Genomic DNA, 18215 nt, shown 5'->3' on the forward strand with positions numbered 1-18215 from the left:
GTGCTACTTTCTTTAGGGAAAGGGATAAAAAAAATTACGTGGCGTAACACTTTTGTGTTACTCGAAACATCACTTTAGCTGTCATAGTAGAGATACTTGATAATAAGAGAGCTGTCATGAGTACAAAAGTACTGATATGTGATGATTCAAAAATTGCAAGGAAGCAGCTGGCAAAGGTATTGCCAAAAGACTGGAACGTCGAATTTGAATTCGCAGAAAATGGACAAGACGCGTTGCAACAGATAGCAGCGGCGTCTTTTGATCTATTGTTTTTAGATTTAAATATGCCGGTGAAAGACGGCTATGAAACCCTCGAAGCGTTGCAAAGTGTGGCCGATGCGCCAGTGGTCATTGTGGTGTCTGGTGATGTTCAGCCAAAAGCCATTGAGCGAGTCAAAACAATGGGGGCCGCTGCTTTTCATAAAAAACCTGCATCTTCTGAGGATATTCGTGAGTTGCTTTTAGATCTGGGTTTGCTAACGGAGCAAAACCAACGTAAGCAAACCACATTGCGTTCTCATGAAACGGCAGCGGAAAGCTTTAGTCTACAAGACACCCTACAAGAAGTATCTAATATCGCTATGGGACGTGCTGCCAGTGTTTTGGCTGAAATGCTCAATGTGTTTATTAAATTGCCTGTGCCGAAGGTTAATATTTTAGAGGTGGGCGAGTTGCAGATGGCACTGGAATACAGTGTTAAAGAAGGCAGCTGCTCAGCGGTATCCCAAGGTTTTGTGGGTTCGGGTATCGCCTTTGAAGCTTTACTCATTTTTAATGACTCTAGTTTCCCCGATATGGCTCAGTTGCTTGGTATGTCTCAAGACTATAGGTGTGAGTTTGAGACAGAACTGCTAATGGATGTGGCATCGGTATTGGTCGGGCCATTTATGTCGGCGGTTGGTAAACAGCTTAATATCGATTTTAGTCATGGTCATCCTACTTTGTTGGGACAGCATGTCAAAATCTCTGATCTAATTAACGTGAAAAAAGCCACCTGGAAACGTACTCTAGCGGTGGAAATTGTCTATGAGGTGGAGAATTATCAGATTAACTGTGATTTGATGTTGCTGTTCACTGAAGACTCTGTGCCAACTCTAGAGCATTTGTTGTCATTTTTGGCTGAGGATGAGGAATGAGTAATCAAGCCGATGGATTAGCCGACTTTCATTGGATGTTTGATCTCTTGCATCATATCGATGTGGGGCTGGTGGTGTTGGATCAAGAATACAAGGTGCAATTGTGGAACAGTTTTATGGAGAATCACAGTGGTGTGAGTTCTTCTATTGCGAAACAACAGTCTATTTTCAGCATTTTTCCAGACATAGAAGCAGACTGGTTAAAACAAAAATTAGACAATGTATTTGGTCTAAAAACGCCTATCTATATTTCTTGGGAACAACGACCTTACTTGTTTGAGTTTAAGTGTTATCGCCCCTTAACGAGTATTGCTGACAACATGTATCAAAATGTGGCGATTCGACCTATTTCTGGACCAGACGGCAGTATCAAACAGGTTTGCTTAGTGGTCTATGATGTCACTGATGTGGCCACCAATAAAATGGCCTTTGATGCGGTGCAACAACAGTCTTAGTCATTACTCTTTATGAGCTTGTTATAAAACTGTCTGGTTTTTAAGTGGGCTTTCTGAAGAGTGATTTTAGTCTAAAGGCTTTGATATGACTGTGAATCTTTTGCTGGTTTAGGTATTTTGTGTTGACTATGCTTTTTCACTTTAGCTATAAACTTTTTTCTCCGAATTTTCGACATAAGCATAAACTATTGTAATCGTCATTTGTGGGGTTACTATGTGCGTATAAGAAATAGCATCTGGAGTGATAAATGAACAGCCAACTGATGAATGAGTTGGAAGAATTGGGGGGAGAGATACGCCCCGCAAGCTTAAAAAAATGCGATGAAATTATCGTGGATCAACCTGGTTTTACTGCTGTTATCGCCTTATGGGGTGGTCATCTTGTTAGCTTTATTCCCTCTGGGCAGCCCGATCTTTTGTTTCAATCAGACAATCAAGGTGGAGAAGGTCGATTTGGACGTCGTCATTTTGGTGTGCCAGTTTGTTGGCCATGGTTTGGCGCAAATGAAGGTGAGGAAGATTATCCTACACACGGCTTAGCACGATATTTTCGCTGGGAGTTTATTGAGGCTGGGCGTTTCAAAAATGGCGATGTGAAAATCGTCATTCGTTTGGCGTCGGAAGATCATCCTTTGATCGAAGAAATGTGGCCGCAGTCGTTTGAATTGCGTCAGATATTTCGTTTTTCCAGTAAAGGCTTTCGTATCAACTTTACTGCTGCAAACCTATCTGATAAGCCTATGCCAGTAAGTGAAGCCTTACACACTTATTTTCATGTGGGTAATAATAAAACGGCGCAGGTGCATGGTTTAGACCAAGTTACTTATGTGGATAAGTTTAATAATGGTCAAAAATTGGTACAACAAGGTGCTGTTTCACCTTGTCATTATATGGATCGAGTCTATTTGGATGCGCCACAGGAATGTGAAATTCATGATTTGGATTTAGGTCGACGGTTAAAAATTCAAACCGAAGGCAGTGCCAGCACCATCTTGTGGAACCCTGGTGATGTATTGGCTAGGCAACGCAGTGACATGGAAGATGCGGATTACCAGCGTTTTGTTTGTGTGGAAGCGGGCAATGCCTTGGACAATGCTTACAAAATCGCACCGGGTGAAATCCACCAATTAAAACTCAAGGTAAAACACAAGCCGCTGAAAGAAGAGGATTAGTCACAAGACTTTTTGCTTCTTTATCCCCTGTTACAAGCAATAAAAAAATCGCTGTCAGTGCTATGCTGACAGCGATTTTTTTCCATCGATAATTTTCTCAGTCGATGTTGTATTCCATTATCAAAGGTGCGTGATCCGAGAAGCGTTGACCTTTGTAAATGGTACCGCCTTGAATTAGATTCTTAAGACCCGGTGTGGCGATTTGGTAGTCCAAACGTCCGCCTTCGTCCAATTTCCAAGCGCGCTCGTAATCTGGCCACCAAGTGTATTGCTTATCTTGTTTGTTGACCTGACGGAAAGCATCAATGTATTCCAATTCATTGAAAATTTCGTTAATCCATTTACGTTCTTCTGGTAGAAACCCAGAATTACGTTGATTAACGAACCAGCTGCTCACATCAATCGGCGAGCGAGCCACATTAGCGGTGCCACAAAAGATGAATTCACGACGTTTACGGCGCGTTTTTATTAAGTGATTTTTGAAGCCTTCCATGAAGCGATATTTGTGATCTTGCAGTACTTCTTCATGATTTGAGCCGTGTGGTGTTAAGAAAGCGCCTATGCTGACTTTATCAAAATCAGCTTGGATAAAGCGGCCTTCAAAATCGCATTCAGGAAAGCCCATACCTGTCATAATGGCCTTTGGCATGCTTTTACAGTAGATGGCTACGCCTGCTTGATCAGGTGTTTCCATTGAGTCAAAAAAATAGGTGTTGTACTCGGGTGGAAAGAAAACACTGTCGTTTAGACTGCGTTCATCCGCCTGTATATCTTGCAGACATACGACATCTGGGTTCTGACGAACCATCCACTCAAAAAAGCCGCGATCGGCTGCTTGCTTTATACCGTTTACATTAAGGCTGATGACCTTCATTTCTGGTCCCTACAATTCCTAGCCGTGTGTTATATTAGCGCCTATCCTAAGTTAGCATGGCTTTTAAAACCACCTTGGTGACGCTATGTTGTGAATTTTTATCTTTCTGGAGTCGGCATGAAACCTTACCAAAGAGACTTTATTGAATTCGCCATCGAACAAAATGTATTGCGTTTTGGCGAATTTACACTTAAATCAGGCCGCGTAAGCCCTTACTTTTTTAATGCTGGCTTATTCAGTTCTGGCCAAGCATTGGCCAAATTGGGCCGTTTTTACGCTGCCTCTCTCATGGAAGCAAATGTTCCATTCGATGTTTTGTTTGGCCCTGCATATAAGGGCATTCCATTGGTGACCACGACCGCTGTTGCACTCTATGATCACCATAATCTAGATACACCATACGTATTCAACCGCAAAGAAGCAAAAACTCACGGTGAAGGCGGTTCTCTAGTGGGTGCCGCATTGCAAGGTAACGTCATGATCATTGACGACGTTATTACAGCCGGCACAGCCATTCGAGAAGTTATGGCCATTATCCAGCAAGCCAACGCAGCGCCTGCTGGGGTGCTGATCGCCTTGGATCGTCAAGAACGAGGCCAAGGCGAATTATCGGCGATCCAAGAAGTCGAACGTGACTTTGGAATGCCTGTTATCAGCATTGTTTCTTTAAATGACATCATGACCTACTTGGCTGAGCAAGATTCTCCTGAATTTGCCCAGCACTTGGACGCGGTGAAAGCCTATCGCGACCAGTACGGTATTTAATCACTTGGCTAAGGTTCGCAGTTCGCCGAGCCTTAGCGATTTTCCATCAAGTTCTGTGCCAACAATGGCCATTGCTCTTGCCAAGCTTCCATTGGCTTGGTCTTAAATTCGCTGCGCACATAATGACGGATTTTTCCTTCAATCACGGCGATTAAAAAATCCGCGCTTGCTGCCACACCTATTTTACTGCGCAAGCCTTGTTTTAAATCTGCTTCGCGAATCACTTGTTTAAGTTGGGTTTCTACGCGATCGAATAGTTGTGCAATGCGCACGCGTAAGCGTTCGGTTTCGCCTGACAATGCATCTGCGGTCAACAGGCGACACATACCTGGATTTTGCTGGGCAAAGTGCAATATCAAGGTCATGATCATTTCAATACGCACCACCACATCGGATTCGTCTTGAACAATGCGATTAATGCGGGAAAATAGGGTTTCCTCAATAAATTCAATCAAACCTTCAAACATTTTGGCTTTACTTGGGAAGTGGCGATACAAAGCCGCTTCCGAAACACCCACTTGCTTTGCCAGTGCTGACGTTGTAATACGGGCGCCTGGGCTGCTTTCCAACATTAGTGCCAGTGCCTGTAAAATTTGTGTGCGGCGATCGATTTTTTTATTGCTCATGGTCTTTTACCCATTTATAAGCTGATATCTTATAGGCAGCGAGAGAGACTAATCATTCGCCTTATTATTGGTAATTAAAGTACCTACGCCCGTGTCGGTAAAGATTTCCAATAGGGTCGCATGTGGGACTCGACCATCAATGATGTGTGCGCTAGTGACACCGGCATTGACCGCGGACAAGGCACAACTGATTTTCGGTAGCATGCCGCCATAGATGGTGCCATCGGCAATCAGTGCATCAACCTGGGTGGTGCTGAGGCCAGTTAACACCTTACCTTCTTTGTCTTGTACACCTGAAATATTGGTTAGCAACATGAGCTTTTCAGCCCCTACGGCTTCGGCAACCTTACCTGCCACTAAATCGGCATTGATGTTGTAAGCGTTACCTTCGTCATCGACACCAATCGGTGCGATAACTGGAATCAGATCACTGCTTTCGAACAGTTTAAGGAAATTAGTATCCACGTTCGCTACCTCGCCAACATGACCAATATCGACTTGTTCTGGTGTACTTGCGCCTTCTGATTGTTGTTTCACAAAGAGTTTTTTTGCTTTGATAAAGCGGCTGTCTTTACCTGTTACCCCAATGGCACGACCGCCAGCTTCACAAATTAGGTTGACGATTTCTTTGTTAACCTGACCTCCAAGGATCATTTCCACCACGTCCATGGTCGCAGTGTCGGTAACGCGCATGCCATTAAGGAATTTTGATTCGATGTTCAACTTACTCAACATATCGGCAATTTGTGGGCCACCACCGTGCACCACAATTGGATTGATACCTATGGCTTTCATTAATACTATATCGCGCGCGAATCCAGCCTGCAGGGTTTCATCTGTCATGGCGTTACCACCATATTTGATGACTAGTGTTTTGCCGGCAAAGCGTTGAATGTAGGGGAGAGACTCACTCAGTACCTTGGCAACGTCTAAAGCAGACTCACGGGAAAAAGCCACGTTTTTATTACTCCTGTAAAACTCATTAAAAGGTATGTCTTAGACTCTGGCTTAGGCTGAGCAAACACTGTGTAATCAGTGTGCGTTGCGCTTTGTAGACGAAGGCTCGTGTGATTAAGCTAATGACACACAAGGCAGCCAACGAGTGTAAGCAACCACTTAGGGTTGAAATGATAACGTGATCTTAGCGGATTAACTACAGAAAAATGTATGAAAATTACGAACTTCTGACTTATGAAAGTAAAATTACAGGCGGGAGTGGATAATAGTTGAGCTAGGCTGATTAGCAAAGGAGAAAGGGTGAAATTAACTCACCCTTTTTAAGAGCCGCGTATTATTTTGTGCCAGTGTGGCCGAAACCGCCAGCGCCACGTTCGGTTTCTTCAAACTCGTTCACAATGTCGAACTCAGCTTGTATTACTGGCAGTAATACAAGCTGTGCAACACGTTCCCCAGGTTCGATCACAAAACTGGTATTGCCACGGTTCCAGCAAGATACCATTAATTCACCTTGGTAGTCTGAATCGATGAGTCCAACCAGATTGCCTAAGACAATACCGTGTTTATGGCCTAAGCCAGAGCGTGGTAAAATGGTCGCAGCGAGATTGGGATCTTGAATGTATATCGCCAAGCCCGTTGGTAATAGAGTGGTTTCACCCGGCGCTAGTTCGATGGCTTTATCAAGGCAGGCGCGCAAGTCTAAACCTGCCGAACCCTCTGTTGCGTAGGTTGGAAGGGGAATCTCCTTGCCAATTTTGTCGTTGACGATTTTTAGTTGAATAGCTTGTTTCATGCGTGTCTCTTAATCTGCTTAAAAGGATTGAGTATATTGATAAATGTGTTCCACCAGTTGCGCAGACAATTGCTGTTTGTTGGCTTTTTCGGGGGACCAAGTTTGAGCTTTGCTAATGACGGTGACCTGATTTTCTTCTTGGTTAAAGCCAATGTCACTGCGTGATACGTCATTTGCAATGATGATGTCTAAACCTTTGCGTTCTAGTTTACTCTTTGCATATGCGATCACGTCTTGCGTTTCTGCGGCAAAGCCCACCATGCAATGTGCGCCTTGCTGTTTCGCGATAGTGGCAATAATGTCAGGGTTTTTCACTAGCGTCAGCTGCAGTTCATCGCTGTCGGTTTGTTTCTTCATTTTCTGATCGCTCTGGGATTTCATTTTGAAATCCGCTACCGCAGCGGCACCGATAAAGACATCGGCTTTTTGTATCATGGCTTGTTGACAAGCTAACAGCATATCATCCGCACTTTTAACTTTTACCAATGTCACGTCTTGCGGTGCTGGGATGATGACAGGTCCTGAGATCAAGGTCACTTTAGCACCGCGTTGTTGTGCTGCTTGCGCGAGTGCGTAGCCCATTTTGCCTGAGCTGTGGTTGCTGATATAGCGAACCGGATCGATGGCTTCCATGGTTGGGCCAGCGGTAATGACCCAGTGTTGACCGATTAAATCTTGTGGTTTGGGGTCGGTCGTCAGATAGTTGTTCAAAAAGGAAAAGATATCCACGGGTTCGCTCATACGACCGGGGCCAATGTCGCCACAGGCTTGTGATCCATCGGCTGGTCCTACGCTCAATACACCACGCTCGGTAAGTAATTTGGCATTGGCTTGCGTGGCAGGGTGTCGCCACATGGCTTGGTTCATTGCTGGGGTAAGTATGACAGCTGCTTCGGTTGCCAAACAGAGTGTGGTTAATAAATCGTTAGCCATACCTTGCGCATAGCGTGCCATAAAGTCAGCGGAGGCTGGTGCAATGACGATCATATCGGCCCATTTAGCGAGCTCAATGTGGCCCATACCGGCTTCGGCTGATGGATCGAGTAAGGTGCTTCTCACTGGATGGCCCGATACCGCTTGCAATGTCATTTCCGTAACAAAGGCTTTGGCGCCCTCGGTCAGGACAACTTGAACGTCCGCTCCGGCTTTAGTCAGCAAACGAATTAACTCAATACTTTTATAAGCAGCGATGCCGCCGGTAATGCCTAATAAAATGCGTTTGCTCGCTAGGGTCGACATAAATAACTTCTCAAGTCTTGCTCTGGTCTATATGGTTATATGTTGGCAGGAAGCCAAATTCAACTAAGATTATCATGGATCAAGGAGGAGATCATGAGTATTAAGCATTGGCCAGAACAGGATAGGCCACGAGAAAAGTTGATACAGCAAGGTGCAGCGGCATTATCGGACTCTGAATTACTGGCGATTTTTTTGCGTACAGGGTGTCATGGCCTGAGTGCGGTAGAATTGGCCCGACAGGTGTTACAGCATTTTGGTGGCTTGCGGGCCTTGTTGTCAGCTAGTCGAGAGGAGTTTTGCCAAGGTTTTGGTTTGGGGGATGCGAAATACACCCAGTTACAAGCGGTGTTGGAAATGTCCAAACGTCATTTGCAGGAACATCTCACACGCGAAACGATGTTTAGCAGCGCTGACCAGGTGCGTACTTACCTATCCTCACAATTACGTCATGTTCAAAGGGAAGTGTTTGCTGTTTTATTTTTGGATTCCCAGCACAGATTGATTCGCTACCAAGAGCTTTTCTTAGGCACCATAGATGCCGCTGCCGTTTATCCACGAGAAGTAGTAAAAGCGGCGCTGCAGTTTAATGCGGCAGCGGTGATTATCGCTCACAATCATCCCAGTGGTGTGGCGGAACCCAGTCAGGCGGATATTTCCATTACAGCGCGCATTAAGTCCGCTCTGGACCTAATCGATGTACGATTGCTGGATCATTTTGTCGTAGGAGATGGTTTGCCTGTGTCCTTGGCGGAACGTGGTTTTGTGTAAGAAGTGAGGTGGTGGATTGCTTGCGTCATGTTGATCATTTTTTAACAAAAGGTTTGCTCTACGGGCTTGGTTATGGGAAAATACGCGCCGCTATTCTTCGGTATGGGATTTTTTTGAATCATTCGGATTCATGCTCCGCCTGAGGAAGTGAAACGCACTTCCAACAATTTCTGGATAGCAAAAAGGTATTTAATATGTCTCGCGTATGTCAAGTTACTGGGAAACGTCCTGTTACAGGTAACAACGTTTCTCACTCAAAGCGTCGCACTAAGCGCCGTTTTCTTCCTAACCTTCACTGGCACCGTTTTTGGGTTGACAGCGAAAACCGTTACGTTCGTATTCGTGTGTCTTCTAAAGGTATGCGTATTATCGATAAAAAAGGCATCGATGCAGTTCTTGCTGACATGCGTGCTAACGGCGAAAAAGTATAAGGAACTGAATCATGGCTTCTAAAGGCGCTCGCGATCTAATTCGCATGGTATCTTCTGCTGGTACTGGTCATTTTTACACAACTGACAAGAACAAGCGAAATACTCCAGACAAACTTGAAATGAAAAAGTTTGATCCTGTTGTACGTAAGCACGTTATGTACAAAGAAGCGAAAATTAAATAATTTTCGTTTCTTGCAAAAGAAAACCGACTCACAGAGTCGGTTTTTTTGTATCTAGTAGATATACTTTGTTCATTTGGTCAGCATTTTGTCTGTCCTGGTTTATGAGGTGATGCATGCCCGAATTACCAGAAGTAGAAACGACGATGCGTGGTATTGAGTCCCATCTGGTGGGGCAAAAATTCGCGCACATAGACATTCGCCAGCCACAATTACGTTGGTTAATTCCGACTGAATTAAGTCAACAGCTCGTTGGGCAGGAGATTACGCACTTATCGCGTCGTGGCAAATACATAGGTGTACATACGGCCAAAGGCACCATGATTATTCATTTGGGAATGTCGGGCAGTTTGTACTTTGTTCCAGTGGATACGCCGCCATTGTTTCATGATCATGTGGATTTTCGCATCGCTGGTGCGGATCATTGGTTACGTTATACAGACCCGCGTCGTTTCGGTGCTATCTTGTGGACAACGGCAGACTGGCAAACACATGATTTGTTAAGTCATCTTGGGCCGGAGCCTCTGTCCGATGACTTTAATCTGGATTACTTTTACGCCAAAGCCAAAGGTCGCAAAGTACCCATCAAAACCTTTGTAATGGACAGTAAAATAGTGGTGGGTGTTGGTAATATTTATGCCAATGAGGCGCTGTTTATGGCGGGCATTCGTCCAACCCGAATGGCAGGAAATATTTCCAAAGTTAGAATGCGTAAATTGCTAGAGTGCATTAAAATAGTGCTTGAAAATGCCATCAAGCAAGGCGGCACTACACTAAAAGATTTTGTCGGTGGTGACGGTAAACCAGGGTATTTTAAGCAGGAGCTAGCCGTATACGGACGCGCAGGTAAGCCTTGCGTCACGTGTCAGAAGGTCTTGACGGAAGTGCGCCAAGCGCAACGAAGTACGGTTTACTGTACCCAATGCCAAACTTGACCTATTGTTCAATTTAGGCACAAGAATTGCTGTAAATTTAGTTTGATTTAGTCAATCAAGTGAAAGTTATTCGGGTGCCATTCGATCTTTGCGCAAAAACCTTGGTTAAAATGTGCATATTTCGTTGCGGTATTGTTTGAATGGGTTTATTTTGACCAGTTAGGCAAGTTTATATTGCCTAGATTAATTACATAAAAAGAGGAATAGGAATGAAAGGTGTCTTTATTGCGTCAGTCACGGCGTTGGCCATCTCTGCAAGCATGGCTCAAGCAGCTGATCCAGCTGTGGTGTATGACCAAGCGGGTAAATTCGATAAGTCTTTTAATGAAGGCGTATACAATGGCGTGAAAAAGTACACGTCTGAATCTGGTGTACAAGTTCGTGAATTTGAACCGAAGAACGAAGCTCAGGTTGAACAGGGCCTTCGTCGTTTAGCAAAACGTGGTTATTCTCCTATTGTTGCGGTTGGTTTTAACATGTCATCTGCCGTAGAAAAAGTGGCTAAAGACTTCCCGAACATTCAATTCAGCATCATTGACAGTGTCATCGACCTGCCAAACGTTCAGTCTATCGTTTTCAAAGAACACGAAGGTTCGTTCCTTGTGGGTGCTTTGGCTGCCATGGCGTCTAAGACTGATGCAGTTGGTTTCGTAGGTGGTATGGATATTCCTCTTATCCGTAAGTTTGGCTGTGGTTACGAGCAAGGTGTAAAATACGTTGCTGCTGACGCGACAGTTCTACAGAACATGACAGGTTCGACTGGTGCGGCGTTTAACGACCCAACGAAAGGATCTGAGCTTGCTAAGAGCCAGTTCTCTAAAGGTGCCGATGTTGTCTTTGCGGCGGCGGGCGGCACAGGTATCGGTGTTTACCAAGCGGCGAAAGACGAAGGCAAATTGGCGATCGGTGTAGACTCAAACCAAAATCACTTGCAACCAGGAACCATGCTAACTTCTATGGTTAAGCGTGTTGACCTAGCGGCATACAACACATACAAGAGTGCGGCAGACGGTTCTTGGAAGCCAGGCGTTGTAGTGCTTGGTTTGGCAGAGGGTGGTGTTGACTGGGCGCTTGATGATAACAACGCTAGTTTAGTGACTGCCGACATGAAGTCTCAAATCCAAGATATTCGTAGCAAAATCATCAGCGGTGATATCAAGGTTCATGACTACATGTCTGATAATACTTGTAACTACTAAGTTATAAGAAAAAACAGTTGTCCGCCGTGGTGGGCAACTGTTTTTTTTATGTAAAGTACAGCATTCATAATGCCTTAGCAGGTGAGTGTGTAATCAGCAAAGCTCTGCTCAGTGTTTTGCTGACTATTCAGAGAGACGAATTAAAAGCGCCATCAGGTGCTCTCGCTTTAGAGTCTTGCTCTAAGCGTTCCAATTTAAGCAGACGAATAACTTTTAGATATGACGAATAATACAGTGCCATTCGCAATCGAATTGCGAGATATCAGCAAACGCTTTGGTGCCGTGCAGGCCAATAAAGACATTTGCTTACAAGTTCCAGCTGGTACCATTCACGGCATTATCGGCGAAAACGGCGCCGGTAAATCCACTTTGATGAGTATCATTTATGGCTTTTATGAAGCGGATACTGGCTTTATTGAAGTTGGCGGTAAACGAGTAGATATTCGAAGTTCACAAGATGCGATTGACGCTGGCATCGGCATGGTGCACCAACACTTTATGCTGGTGGAAAACTTCAGTGTATTGGAAAACGTCGTGTTAGGTGCAGAAGGCGGCGCTTTATTAAAAGGCGGTTTGGCGGCTGCTAGAATTGAGTTACAGCGTCTTGCCAAAGAGTACAGCTTAGACATTGATGTTGATGCCATTGTAGAAGACCTGCCGGTTGGTTTACAGCAACGTGTAGAGATTCTAAAAGCACTCTATCGTGGAGCACGTATTCTTATTTTGGATGAGCCAACGGGTGTGTTAACGCCACAAGAAGCGGATCATTTATTCCGTATTCTGAAATCGTTAAAAGAGCAGGGTGTAACGGTTCTGCTTATTACTCACAAATTACGTGAAATTATGGCTTCTACGGATAATGTATCAGTGATGCGTCAAGGCGAAATGGTGGCCCATCGTGCAACCGCCCAGACCAATACGGAAGCATTGGCTGAGCTGATGGTGGGTAAAAAAGTCCGTCTAAAAGTGAATAAAGACGAGGCAAAAGTTGGCGATGTTTTCTTGTCGGCAAAAAACTTAACTCAGTTCGATAGCCAAGGCGTGAAGCGTCTAAAAGAAGTGAGTTTGGAACTGCGTGCGGGTGAAATCCTTGGTATCGCTGGTGTGTCTGGCAATGGCCAAAGTGAATTGCTAAATGTGCTGTCAGGTATTACGCCAATGGATGATGGTGAAATTCAGTTTGCCGGTCAGCACATTACTGCAAAAGCACCTAAAGATGCTGCACAAATGCGTGATTTAAAAATGGCTCATGTACCAGAAGATCGCCATAAAATGGGGCTGGTAACGGGTTTTGAAGCCTATGAAGCGGCGGTATTAGGATACCATAACTCTTCTTCATATAATGGCAAAATCTTAATGGATCGCAAAGCCATGCTAGAAGAATGTCATGTTCGTATGGCCGATTGGGATGTGCGTCCACCTAACCCTCATTTAAAAACGGCCAACTTCTCTGGCGGTAATCAGCAAAAAATCGTAATCGCTCGTGAAGTAGAACAAAACCCAGATGTCTTGTTGATTGGTCAACCGACTCGTGGTGTCGATATCGGCGCGATCGAAAATATACATGAACAGATAGTGAAACTGAGGGACTCAGGCAAAGCCGTTTTGCTTGTGTCAGTAGAATTGGATGAAATTATGGCGTTGAGTGATCGCATCATAGTGATGTTTGATGGTGCGGTGGTCGGTGAGCTTGAGGCCAAAGACGCTGACGAACGCACTTTGGGTCTGATGATGGCTAATGCCCACCACAAAGAACATGAAGGCGAAGAAAAAGAAGGAGTATCAGTATGAGCGAAGCGAAAGTGCCTGCTTGGGTAAACATTGCACTGATCCCTTTAATGAATATTGTGCTGGCGTTTATTGTTTCTGGTTTGGTGATTTTAGCGATTGGTGAAAACCCAATCGAAGCAGCGGGGTATTTGATTTATGGTGCCTTTGGTTATAACGAAGGCATAGGTTACACCCTTTATTACGCAACCAATTTAATCTTTACTGGCCTCGCTGTTTCGGTCGCCTTTAAAGGTGGCTTATTCAACATTGGTGGCGAAGGTCAGGCTTACATTGGTGGTTTAGGAGTTGGCTTAGTATGTCTTGCATTGGATCACACTATGCCGCTTTATATTATTGCGCCATTGGCAATTATTGGTGCTGCGGTGTTTGGTGCGGCTTGGGCTTATATTCCGGCTTACCTGCAAGCGCGTCGTGGCAGTCACATCGTTATCACGACCATTATGTTTAACTTTATCGCCTCTTCTTTGATGGTTTATTTGATTGTGAACTGGCTAAAAGAAGACGGACGTATGGCACCAAATAGTCGTACTTTTGAAGAGAATGCCTGGCTACCTTATCTGCATGAACTGCTATCTCCTTTGGGAATCGATATTGGCGATTCGCCATTAAACTTGGCCTTTATTGTTGCTTTGATCTGTTGCGTATTTGTATGGGGATTAATTTGGCATACACGTTGGGGTTACCAATTACGTACCTTGGGTACCAACCCAACGGCAGCGCGTTACGCTGGCATTGATACGGCTAAGGTGACCATTTGGGCAATGTTGATTTCAGGTGGTTTAGCAGGTTTTGTTGGCGTCAATGAAATCATGGGTGTGAACCATAACTTATTACTGAACTTCACTGCCGGTTATGGTTTTGCTGGTATTGCTGTGTCTTTGATGGGACGCAATCATCCTATCGGTATTGTACTTGCGGCGATTCTGTTCGGTGCCTTATATCAAGGTGGCGCGGAATTGGCGTTCGAAATTCCAACCATCACCCCAGAAATTGTAGTCGTGATCCAAGGTTTGGTTATTTTGTTCTCCGGTGCGCTTGAGCATATGTTCAAAGATCGTATCGAAGGTTTCTTTATTCGCAGAGCGGTAGCCTAGGAGACTCATAATATGTTTGAAACATTAATTCTTATGTTAGACGCTACCATGCGAGTGTCTACGCCCCTAATCTTTGCCGCTTTGGCTGGTTTGTATTCGGAGCGAGCTGGTATTGTTGATATCGGTCTGGAAGGGAAAATTTTAGGCAGTGCTTTTGCGGCGGCGGCAGGCGCGGCTGTCTTTGGTTCTGCTTGGATTGGTTTGTGCTTTGGTATTATCGCATCTGTGTCCTTGGCAATGATTCACGGTTTTGCATGTATTACACACCGTGGTGATCACATCGTATCGGGTGTGGCAATCAACACCATAGTCGCAGGTTTAACCGTTACCTTGTCGATGGACTGGTTCGGTATGGGTGGCCAGACGCCGACCTTGTCTGGTGACGCTCGTTTCCTATCCATTACCTTACCTTTTGCCGACGCCATCGCGGATGTGCCTGTGATTGGTCTGATTTATTCCGAGTTGCTTAGTGGCCATAATATCCTAGTGTATCTGGCGTTCGCTATGGTGCCAGCGACTTTCTGGGTGGTGTATAAAACACGTTTTGGTTTGCGTTTACGAGCTGTGGGTGAAAACCCTCATGCGGTGGACACGGCAGGTATTTCCGTTGCCTTCATTCGTTACCGAGCTTTGATTGTTTGTGGCATCTTGTGTGGTTTGGCGGGTGCTTACTTGTCGACTGCGCACAATGCAGGATTCTTGAAAGACATGAGTGCTGGTAAAGGCTACATGGCGCTTGCTGCCTTGATCTTTGGTAAATGGCGTCCCGTTCCAGTGTTGTTCGCTTGTTTGCTGTTCGGTTTCCTAGATGCGGTTGCTGTGCGCATGCAAGGAGTAGTGTTGCCAGGTATTGGTGAAGTGCCAGTACAGGCGATTGAAGTGCTTCCTTATGTATTGACCGTGCTCTTGTTAGCTGGCTTCATTGGTAAAGCTGTAGGGCCAAAAGCCGTTGGTCGACCCTATGTTAAAGAGCGTGCCTAAATGTCAGATGTAAAGCAAGGTGAGTTGATTGCACTGGCAAAAGAGGCGATGAGTAAGGCCTATGTGCCTTATTCTCATTTCACGGTAGGCGCCGCCATTCTTACCGCGTCAGGTAAGCAATATTCGGGTTGTAATGTGGAGAATGCCTCATACCCAGAAGGAACCTGTGCGGAAGCTGGCGCCATTGCTGCTATGGTGCGTGATGGTCAAACGCAGATTCGTGACATCTATGTCATGGGCAAAGGAGAAGAATTGGTCACCCCATGTGGTGGTTGTCGTCAGCGAATTCGTGAGTTTTCTTCTGCAGAGACCATGATTCATATCTGTGGTCCAGAAGGCATTCGTAAATCTTTATCGATGAACGAATTATTACCTTTTTCATTCGGTCCTGAGAACTTGGCGTAATTCTTATGCAGTACAATTGATCGCAATCAGAAAAGACAAAACCAGTTCAATGTGTGAACTGGTTTTTTTATGTCCGGATAAAGTTGGTTTTAGCTTTCTCTAGTATTGTCCGCCAGTTCGCTTAGCAAAGCTCTCTGCGCACTTCGGTATTCGCCCTTACGAGGCTTGGATAATTGGTAGGAGCCATCGCTTTGTAGAATCCAGCTTTGCGTATTATCGGTAAGGTAATACTCCAGTTCCTTCTTCACGCGGCGTGTTTGCTTGTAATCTTGCAGAGGGAAAGCCACTTCAATACGGTTATTCAAGTTACGATCCATACCGTCCGCACTCGATAAATAGACTTCTGGGTTGCGATTGTTATAGAAGTAATACACACGTGTATGTTCAAGGAAACGACCAATCACGCTGCGTACACGTATATTGGAGGAGATGCCTTTGATGCCGGGTCTGAGTGTACAGATACCGCGCACAATCAGATCAATTTTTACGCCAGCCTGAGAAGCTTTGTACAAAGCCTGTACCAGTTTTTGCTCCGTTAAAGAGTTGACCTTGATAATAATACGAGAGGGTTCACCTTTCTTGGCGTTTTGTGATTCTCTGTCGATCATTTCCAGTAATCGATCTCGAAGAGTGAAGGGTGCGTGCAGAAGTTTCTTCACTTTTAGCTCTTTACTCATACCAGTCAATTGCTGGAAAACGCGATGGACATCGTCACCAATGTCTTTATTGCAGGTCATGTAACTGTAGTCTGTATAAAGACGCGCATTACCTGCGTGATAGTTACCTGTACCTAAGTGAACGTAGCGCGTGAGATTATTGCCTTCGCGACGGACTATCAAAATCATCTTAGCATGGGTTTTATGGCGCACGACACCGTAAACCACAATGGCACCAGCGTCTTGTAAACGACTTGCTAACGCCAAGTTTTCGGCCTCATCAAAGCGCGCTCTTAACTCAATGACCACAGTCACTTCTTTTCCATTACGAGCCGCTTCTACTAAAGCGTTGGCGATAGGCGAACGCGCTCCGGTACGATATAAGGTTTGGCGAATTGCTACCACGTTCGGGTCTTTGGCCGCTTCACTGAGCAGGTCAATGACCGGCGAAAAACTCTCGAACGGATGCATTAATAAGTAGTCGCGCTGACGAATTGCTTCAAATAGTCCACCGGCACTGGCCAGTTTTCTTGGTAAGCCTGGCGAGAATGGGGAATACATTAGATCAGGGCGATCCACTAACTCTAATACGGCCATAAGTCGACTTAGGTTCACAGGACCGTCAATGCGATATAAATCTTGTTGTTCCAAGTCGAACTGTTTAAGCAAGGAATCAACGATGTGATCAGGGCAATTGTCGGCAATCTCCAGTCGTACAGAGCTACCGTAATGGCGACTTTGCAATTCAGTACGCAGAGCACCAGCAAGGTCGACACCGATATCGTCTGAATCCACTTCTAAGTCGGCGTTTCGCGTCAAACGGAATTGATAACAGCCTTTGACCGTCATGCCAGGGAACAATTGATCCGCGTGAGCGTGGATAATGGAAGACAGAAAGACCATGTTGTCGCCGCCTTCACAGACGTCGTCCGGCAACTTCACTAAACGTGGTAATGAACTTGGTGCGGGTACTATGGCGAGGCCATTTTCACGACCAAAGGCATCACGTCCTTCTAATTCCACCACAAAGTTAAAGGTTTTATTGGCCAATCTTGGGAAGGGGTGAGCCGGATCTAATCCTACCGGGCTGATAATGGGTAATACGTTGTCACGGAAATAGCGACGTACCCAGTTAGATTGCTTGTCTGTCCATAGAGAGCGGCGAATGAAATGTACGTTTTCGTTCGCAAGCTTAGGGAAAATAATGTCATTCAGAATACGATATTGTCGGCGTACTAATTTGTGTGCGTGCTCACTGATTAGGCCAAGTACTTTTTTCGGGTGCATACCATCTGGGCCATTTTTTTCACGGCTGTATTCCAGCTGGCTTTTTAAACCTGCGACACGAATTTCGAAAAATTCATCCATATTTGAGCTGAAAATGCACAAGAACATCAAACGGTTAAGGATGGGATGGTTTTCATCCATAGCCTGTTCAAGCACTCGCGCATTGAATTGCAAATGGCTCAGTTCTCGGTTGAAGTAGAGTTCAGGATCGGCTAAGTCAATTTCTTCGGGCAGGCGTTCTTCGATCGCTATTTTGGTTGGATCTTGTGGCTGCTCAGGGATAGGCTCTAGCACTAGCTCCGCATCAATCTCAGTATGCATTTCAGCTGGTGGCGCGATTTCTTTCTTTTCTACTTCAATAACAGGCTGCTCAGACATTTGCTTCTATTCTCTCCAAATACCGTTTATTTGTGGTTGGTATCCTTATTAATGCTACTTTTATGCAGATAAAAGCAACCTTTAACAAATTACA

General features: G+C 45.1%; 19 protein-coding genes. 13 read left to right on the forward strand and 6 right to left on the reverse strand.

Going from position 1 to position 18215, the window contains the following annotated elements; all coding sequences use genetic code 11:
- Positions 1-116: 116 nt before the first annotated feature.
- From ACXAH2_RS01180 to ACXAH2_RS01190, 3 genes are all read left to right on the forward strand, one after another.
- A complete protein-coding gene (locus ACXAH2_RS01180; RefSeq protein WP_475075985.1) occupies positions 117-1136 on the forward strand; it encodes a response regulator in 1020 nt (339 codons plus the stop codon).
- Positions 1133-1591, forward strand: coding sequence for a hypothetical protein (locus ACXAH2_RS01185; RefSeq protein ID WP_475075986.1), 459 nt, complete (start codon positions 1133-1135; stop codon positions 1589-1591). The genes ACXAH2_RS01180 and ACXAH2_RS01185 overlap by 4 nt, the downstream gene beginning before the upstream one ends.
- A gap of 248 nt (positions 1592-1839) precedes the next feature.
- Entirely contained in the window at positions 1840-2763 is a 924-nt protein-coding gene (locus ACXAH2_RS01190) for a D-hexose-6-phosphate mutarotase (protein ID WP_475075988.1), read from the forward strand.
- A 97-nt stretch (positions 2764-2860) separates the two neighbouring features.
- On the opposite strand, the gene ACXAH2_RS01195 is transcribed toward ACXAH2_RS01190, so the two are convergent.
- Entirely contained in the window at positions 2861-3637 is a 777-nt protein-coding gene (locus ACXAH2_RS01195) for an exodeoxyribonuclease III (protein WP_475075990.1), read from the reverse strand.
- Between the two features lie 117 nt (positions 3638-3754).
- Between ACXAH2_RS01195 and pyrE the strand changes: the two genes are divergently transcribed.
- Positions 3755-4402: an orotate phosphoribosyltransferase gene (gene pyrE, locus ACXAH2_RS01200; RefSeq protein WP_475075991.1), complete on the forward strand. Its 648-nt coding sequence runs from the start codon at positions 3755-3757 to the stop codon at positions 4400-4402.
- A 32-nt stretch (positions 4403-4434) separates the two neighbouring features.
- Here pyrE and slmA read toward each other — a convergent pair whose 3' ends face one another.
- The 4 genes from slmA to coaBC form a co-directional block, all read right to left on the reverse strand.
- A complete protein-coding gene (slmA, locus tag ACXAH2_RS01205; RefSeq protein ID WP_475075992.1) occupies positions 4435-5028 on the reverse strand; it encodes a nucleoid occlusion factor SlmA in 594 nt (197 codons plus the stop codon).
- A 48-nt stretch (positions 5029-5076) separates the two neighbouring features.
- The gene (gene argB / locus ACXAH2_RS01210) at positions 5077-5985 is read right to left on the reverse strand and encodes an acetylglutamate kinase (protein ID WP_475075994.1); all 909 of its coding nucleotides are present in this window, start codon (positions 5983-5985) and stop codon (positions 5077-5079) included.
- A 334-nt stretch (positions 5986-6319) separates the two neighbouring features.
- Positions 6320-6778 carry a dUTP diphosphatase gene (gene dut, locus ACXAH2_RS01215; RefSeq protein WP_475075995.1) on the reverse strand — a complete coding sequence of 153 codons (459 nt, stop codon included), beginning with the start codon at positions 6776-6778 and terminating at the stop codon, positions 6320-6322.
- An 18-nt stretch (positions 6779-6796) separates the two neighbouring features.
- Positions 6797-8017 (reverse strand): bifunctional phosphopantothenoylcysteine decarboxylase/phosphopantothenate--cysteine ligase CoaBC, encoded by a 1221-nt coding sequence (coaBC, locus tag ACXAH2_RS01220; protein WP_475075997.1) that lies wholly within the window; start codon positions 8015-8017, stop codon positions 6797-6799.
- A gap of 93 nt (positions 8018-8110) precedes the next feature.
- Between coaBC and radC the strand changes: the two genes are divergently transcribed.
- From radC to ACXAH2_RS01265, 9 genes are all read left to right on the forward strand, one after another.
- On the forward strand, positions 8111-8785 hold the full coding sequence (radC, locus tag ACXAH2_RS01225) for a RadC family protein (RefSeq protein ID WP_475075998.1): 675 nt from the start codon (positions 8111-8113) through the stop codon (positions 8783-8785).
- A gap of 194 nt (positions 8786-8979) precedes the next feature.
- Complete coding sequence (gene rpmB / locus ACXAH2_RS01230; protein ID WP_013659714.1) at positions 8980-9216, forward strand: 50S ribosomal protein L28; 237 nt, start codon at positions 8980-8982, stop codon at positions 9214-9216.
- A gap of 11 nt (positions 9217-9227) precedes the next feature.
- Entirely contained in the window at positions 9228-9398 is a 171-nt protein-coding gene (gene rpmG, locus ACXAH2_RS01235; RefSeq protein WP_011978459.1) for a 50S ribosomal protein L33, read from the forward strand.
- A gap of 113 nt (positions 9399-9511) precedes the next feature.
- Positions 9512-10330 carry a bifunctional DNA-formamidopyrimidine glycosylase/DNA-(apurinic or apyrimidinic site) lyase gene (gene mutM, locus ACXAH2_RS01240; RefSeq protein WP_475076000.1) on the forward strand — a complete coding sequence of 273 codons (819 nt, stop codon included), beginning with the start codon at positions 9512-9514 and terminating at the stop codon, positions 10328-10330.
- A 209-nt stretch (positions 10331-10539) separates the two neighbouring features.
- Positions 10540-11529 (forward strand): BMP family lipoprotein, encoded by a 990-nt coding sequence (locus ACXAH2_RS01245; RefSeq protein ID WP_475076001.1) that lies wholly within the window; start codon positions 10540-10542, stop codon positions 11527-11529.
- Between the two features lie 219 nt (positions 11530-11748).
- A complete protein-coding gene (locus tag ACXAH2_RS01250; protein WP_475076002.1) occupies positions 11749-13320 on the forward strand; it encodes an ABC transporter ATP-binding protein in 1572 nt (523 codons plus the stop codon).
- Entirely contained in the window at positions 13317-14414 is a 1098-nt protein-coding gene (locus ACXAH2_RS01255) for an ABC transporter permease (RefSeq protein ID WP_475076003.1), read from the forward strand. The genes ACXAH2_RS01250 and ACXAH2_RS01255 overlap by 4 nt, the downstream gene beginning before the upstream one ends.
- Before the next feature lie 12 nt (positions 14415-14426).
- Positions 14427-15395 carry an ABC transporter permease gene (locus ACXAH2_RS01260; protein ID WP_475076005.1) on the forward strand — a complete coding sequence of 323 codons (969 nt, stop codon included), beginning with the start codon at positions 14427-14429 and terminating at the stop codon, positions 15393-15395.
- Entirely contained in the window at positions 15396-15800 is a 405-nt protein-coding gene (locus tag ACXAH2_RS01265) for a cytidine deaminase (RefSeq protein ID WP_475076007.1), read from the forward strand.
- An 89-nt stretch (positions 15801-15889) separates the two neighbouring features.
- On the opposite strand, the gene ppk1 is transcribed toward ACXAH2_RS01265, so the two are convergent.
- A complete protein-coding gene (gene ppk1 / locus ACXAH2_RS01270; RefSeq protein ID WP_475076008.1) occupies positions 15890-18121 on the reverse strand; it encodes a polyphosphate kinase 1 in 2232 nt (743 codons plus the stop codon).
- Positions 18122-18215 lie beyond the last annotated feature (94 nt).

The organism is Marinomonas sp. ABL3_031, from assembly GCF_056161265.1.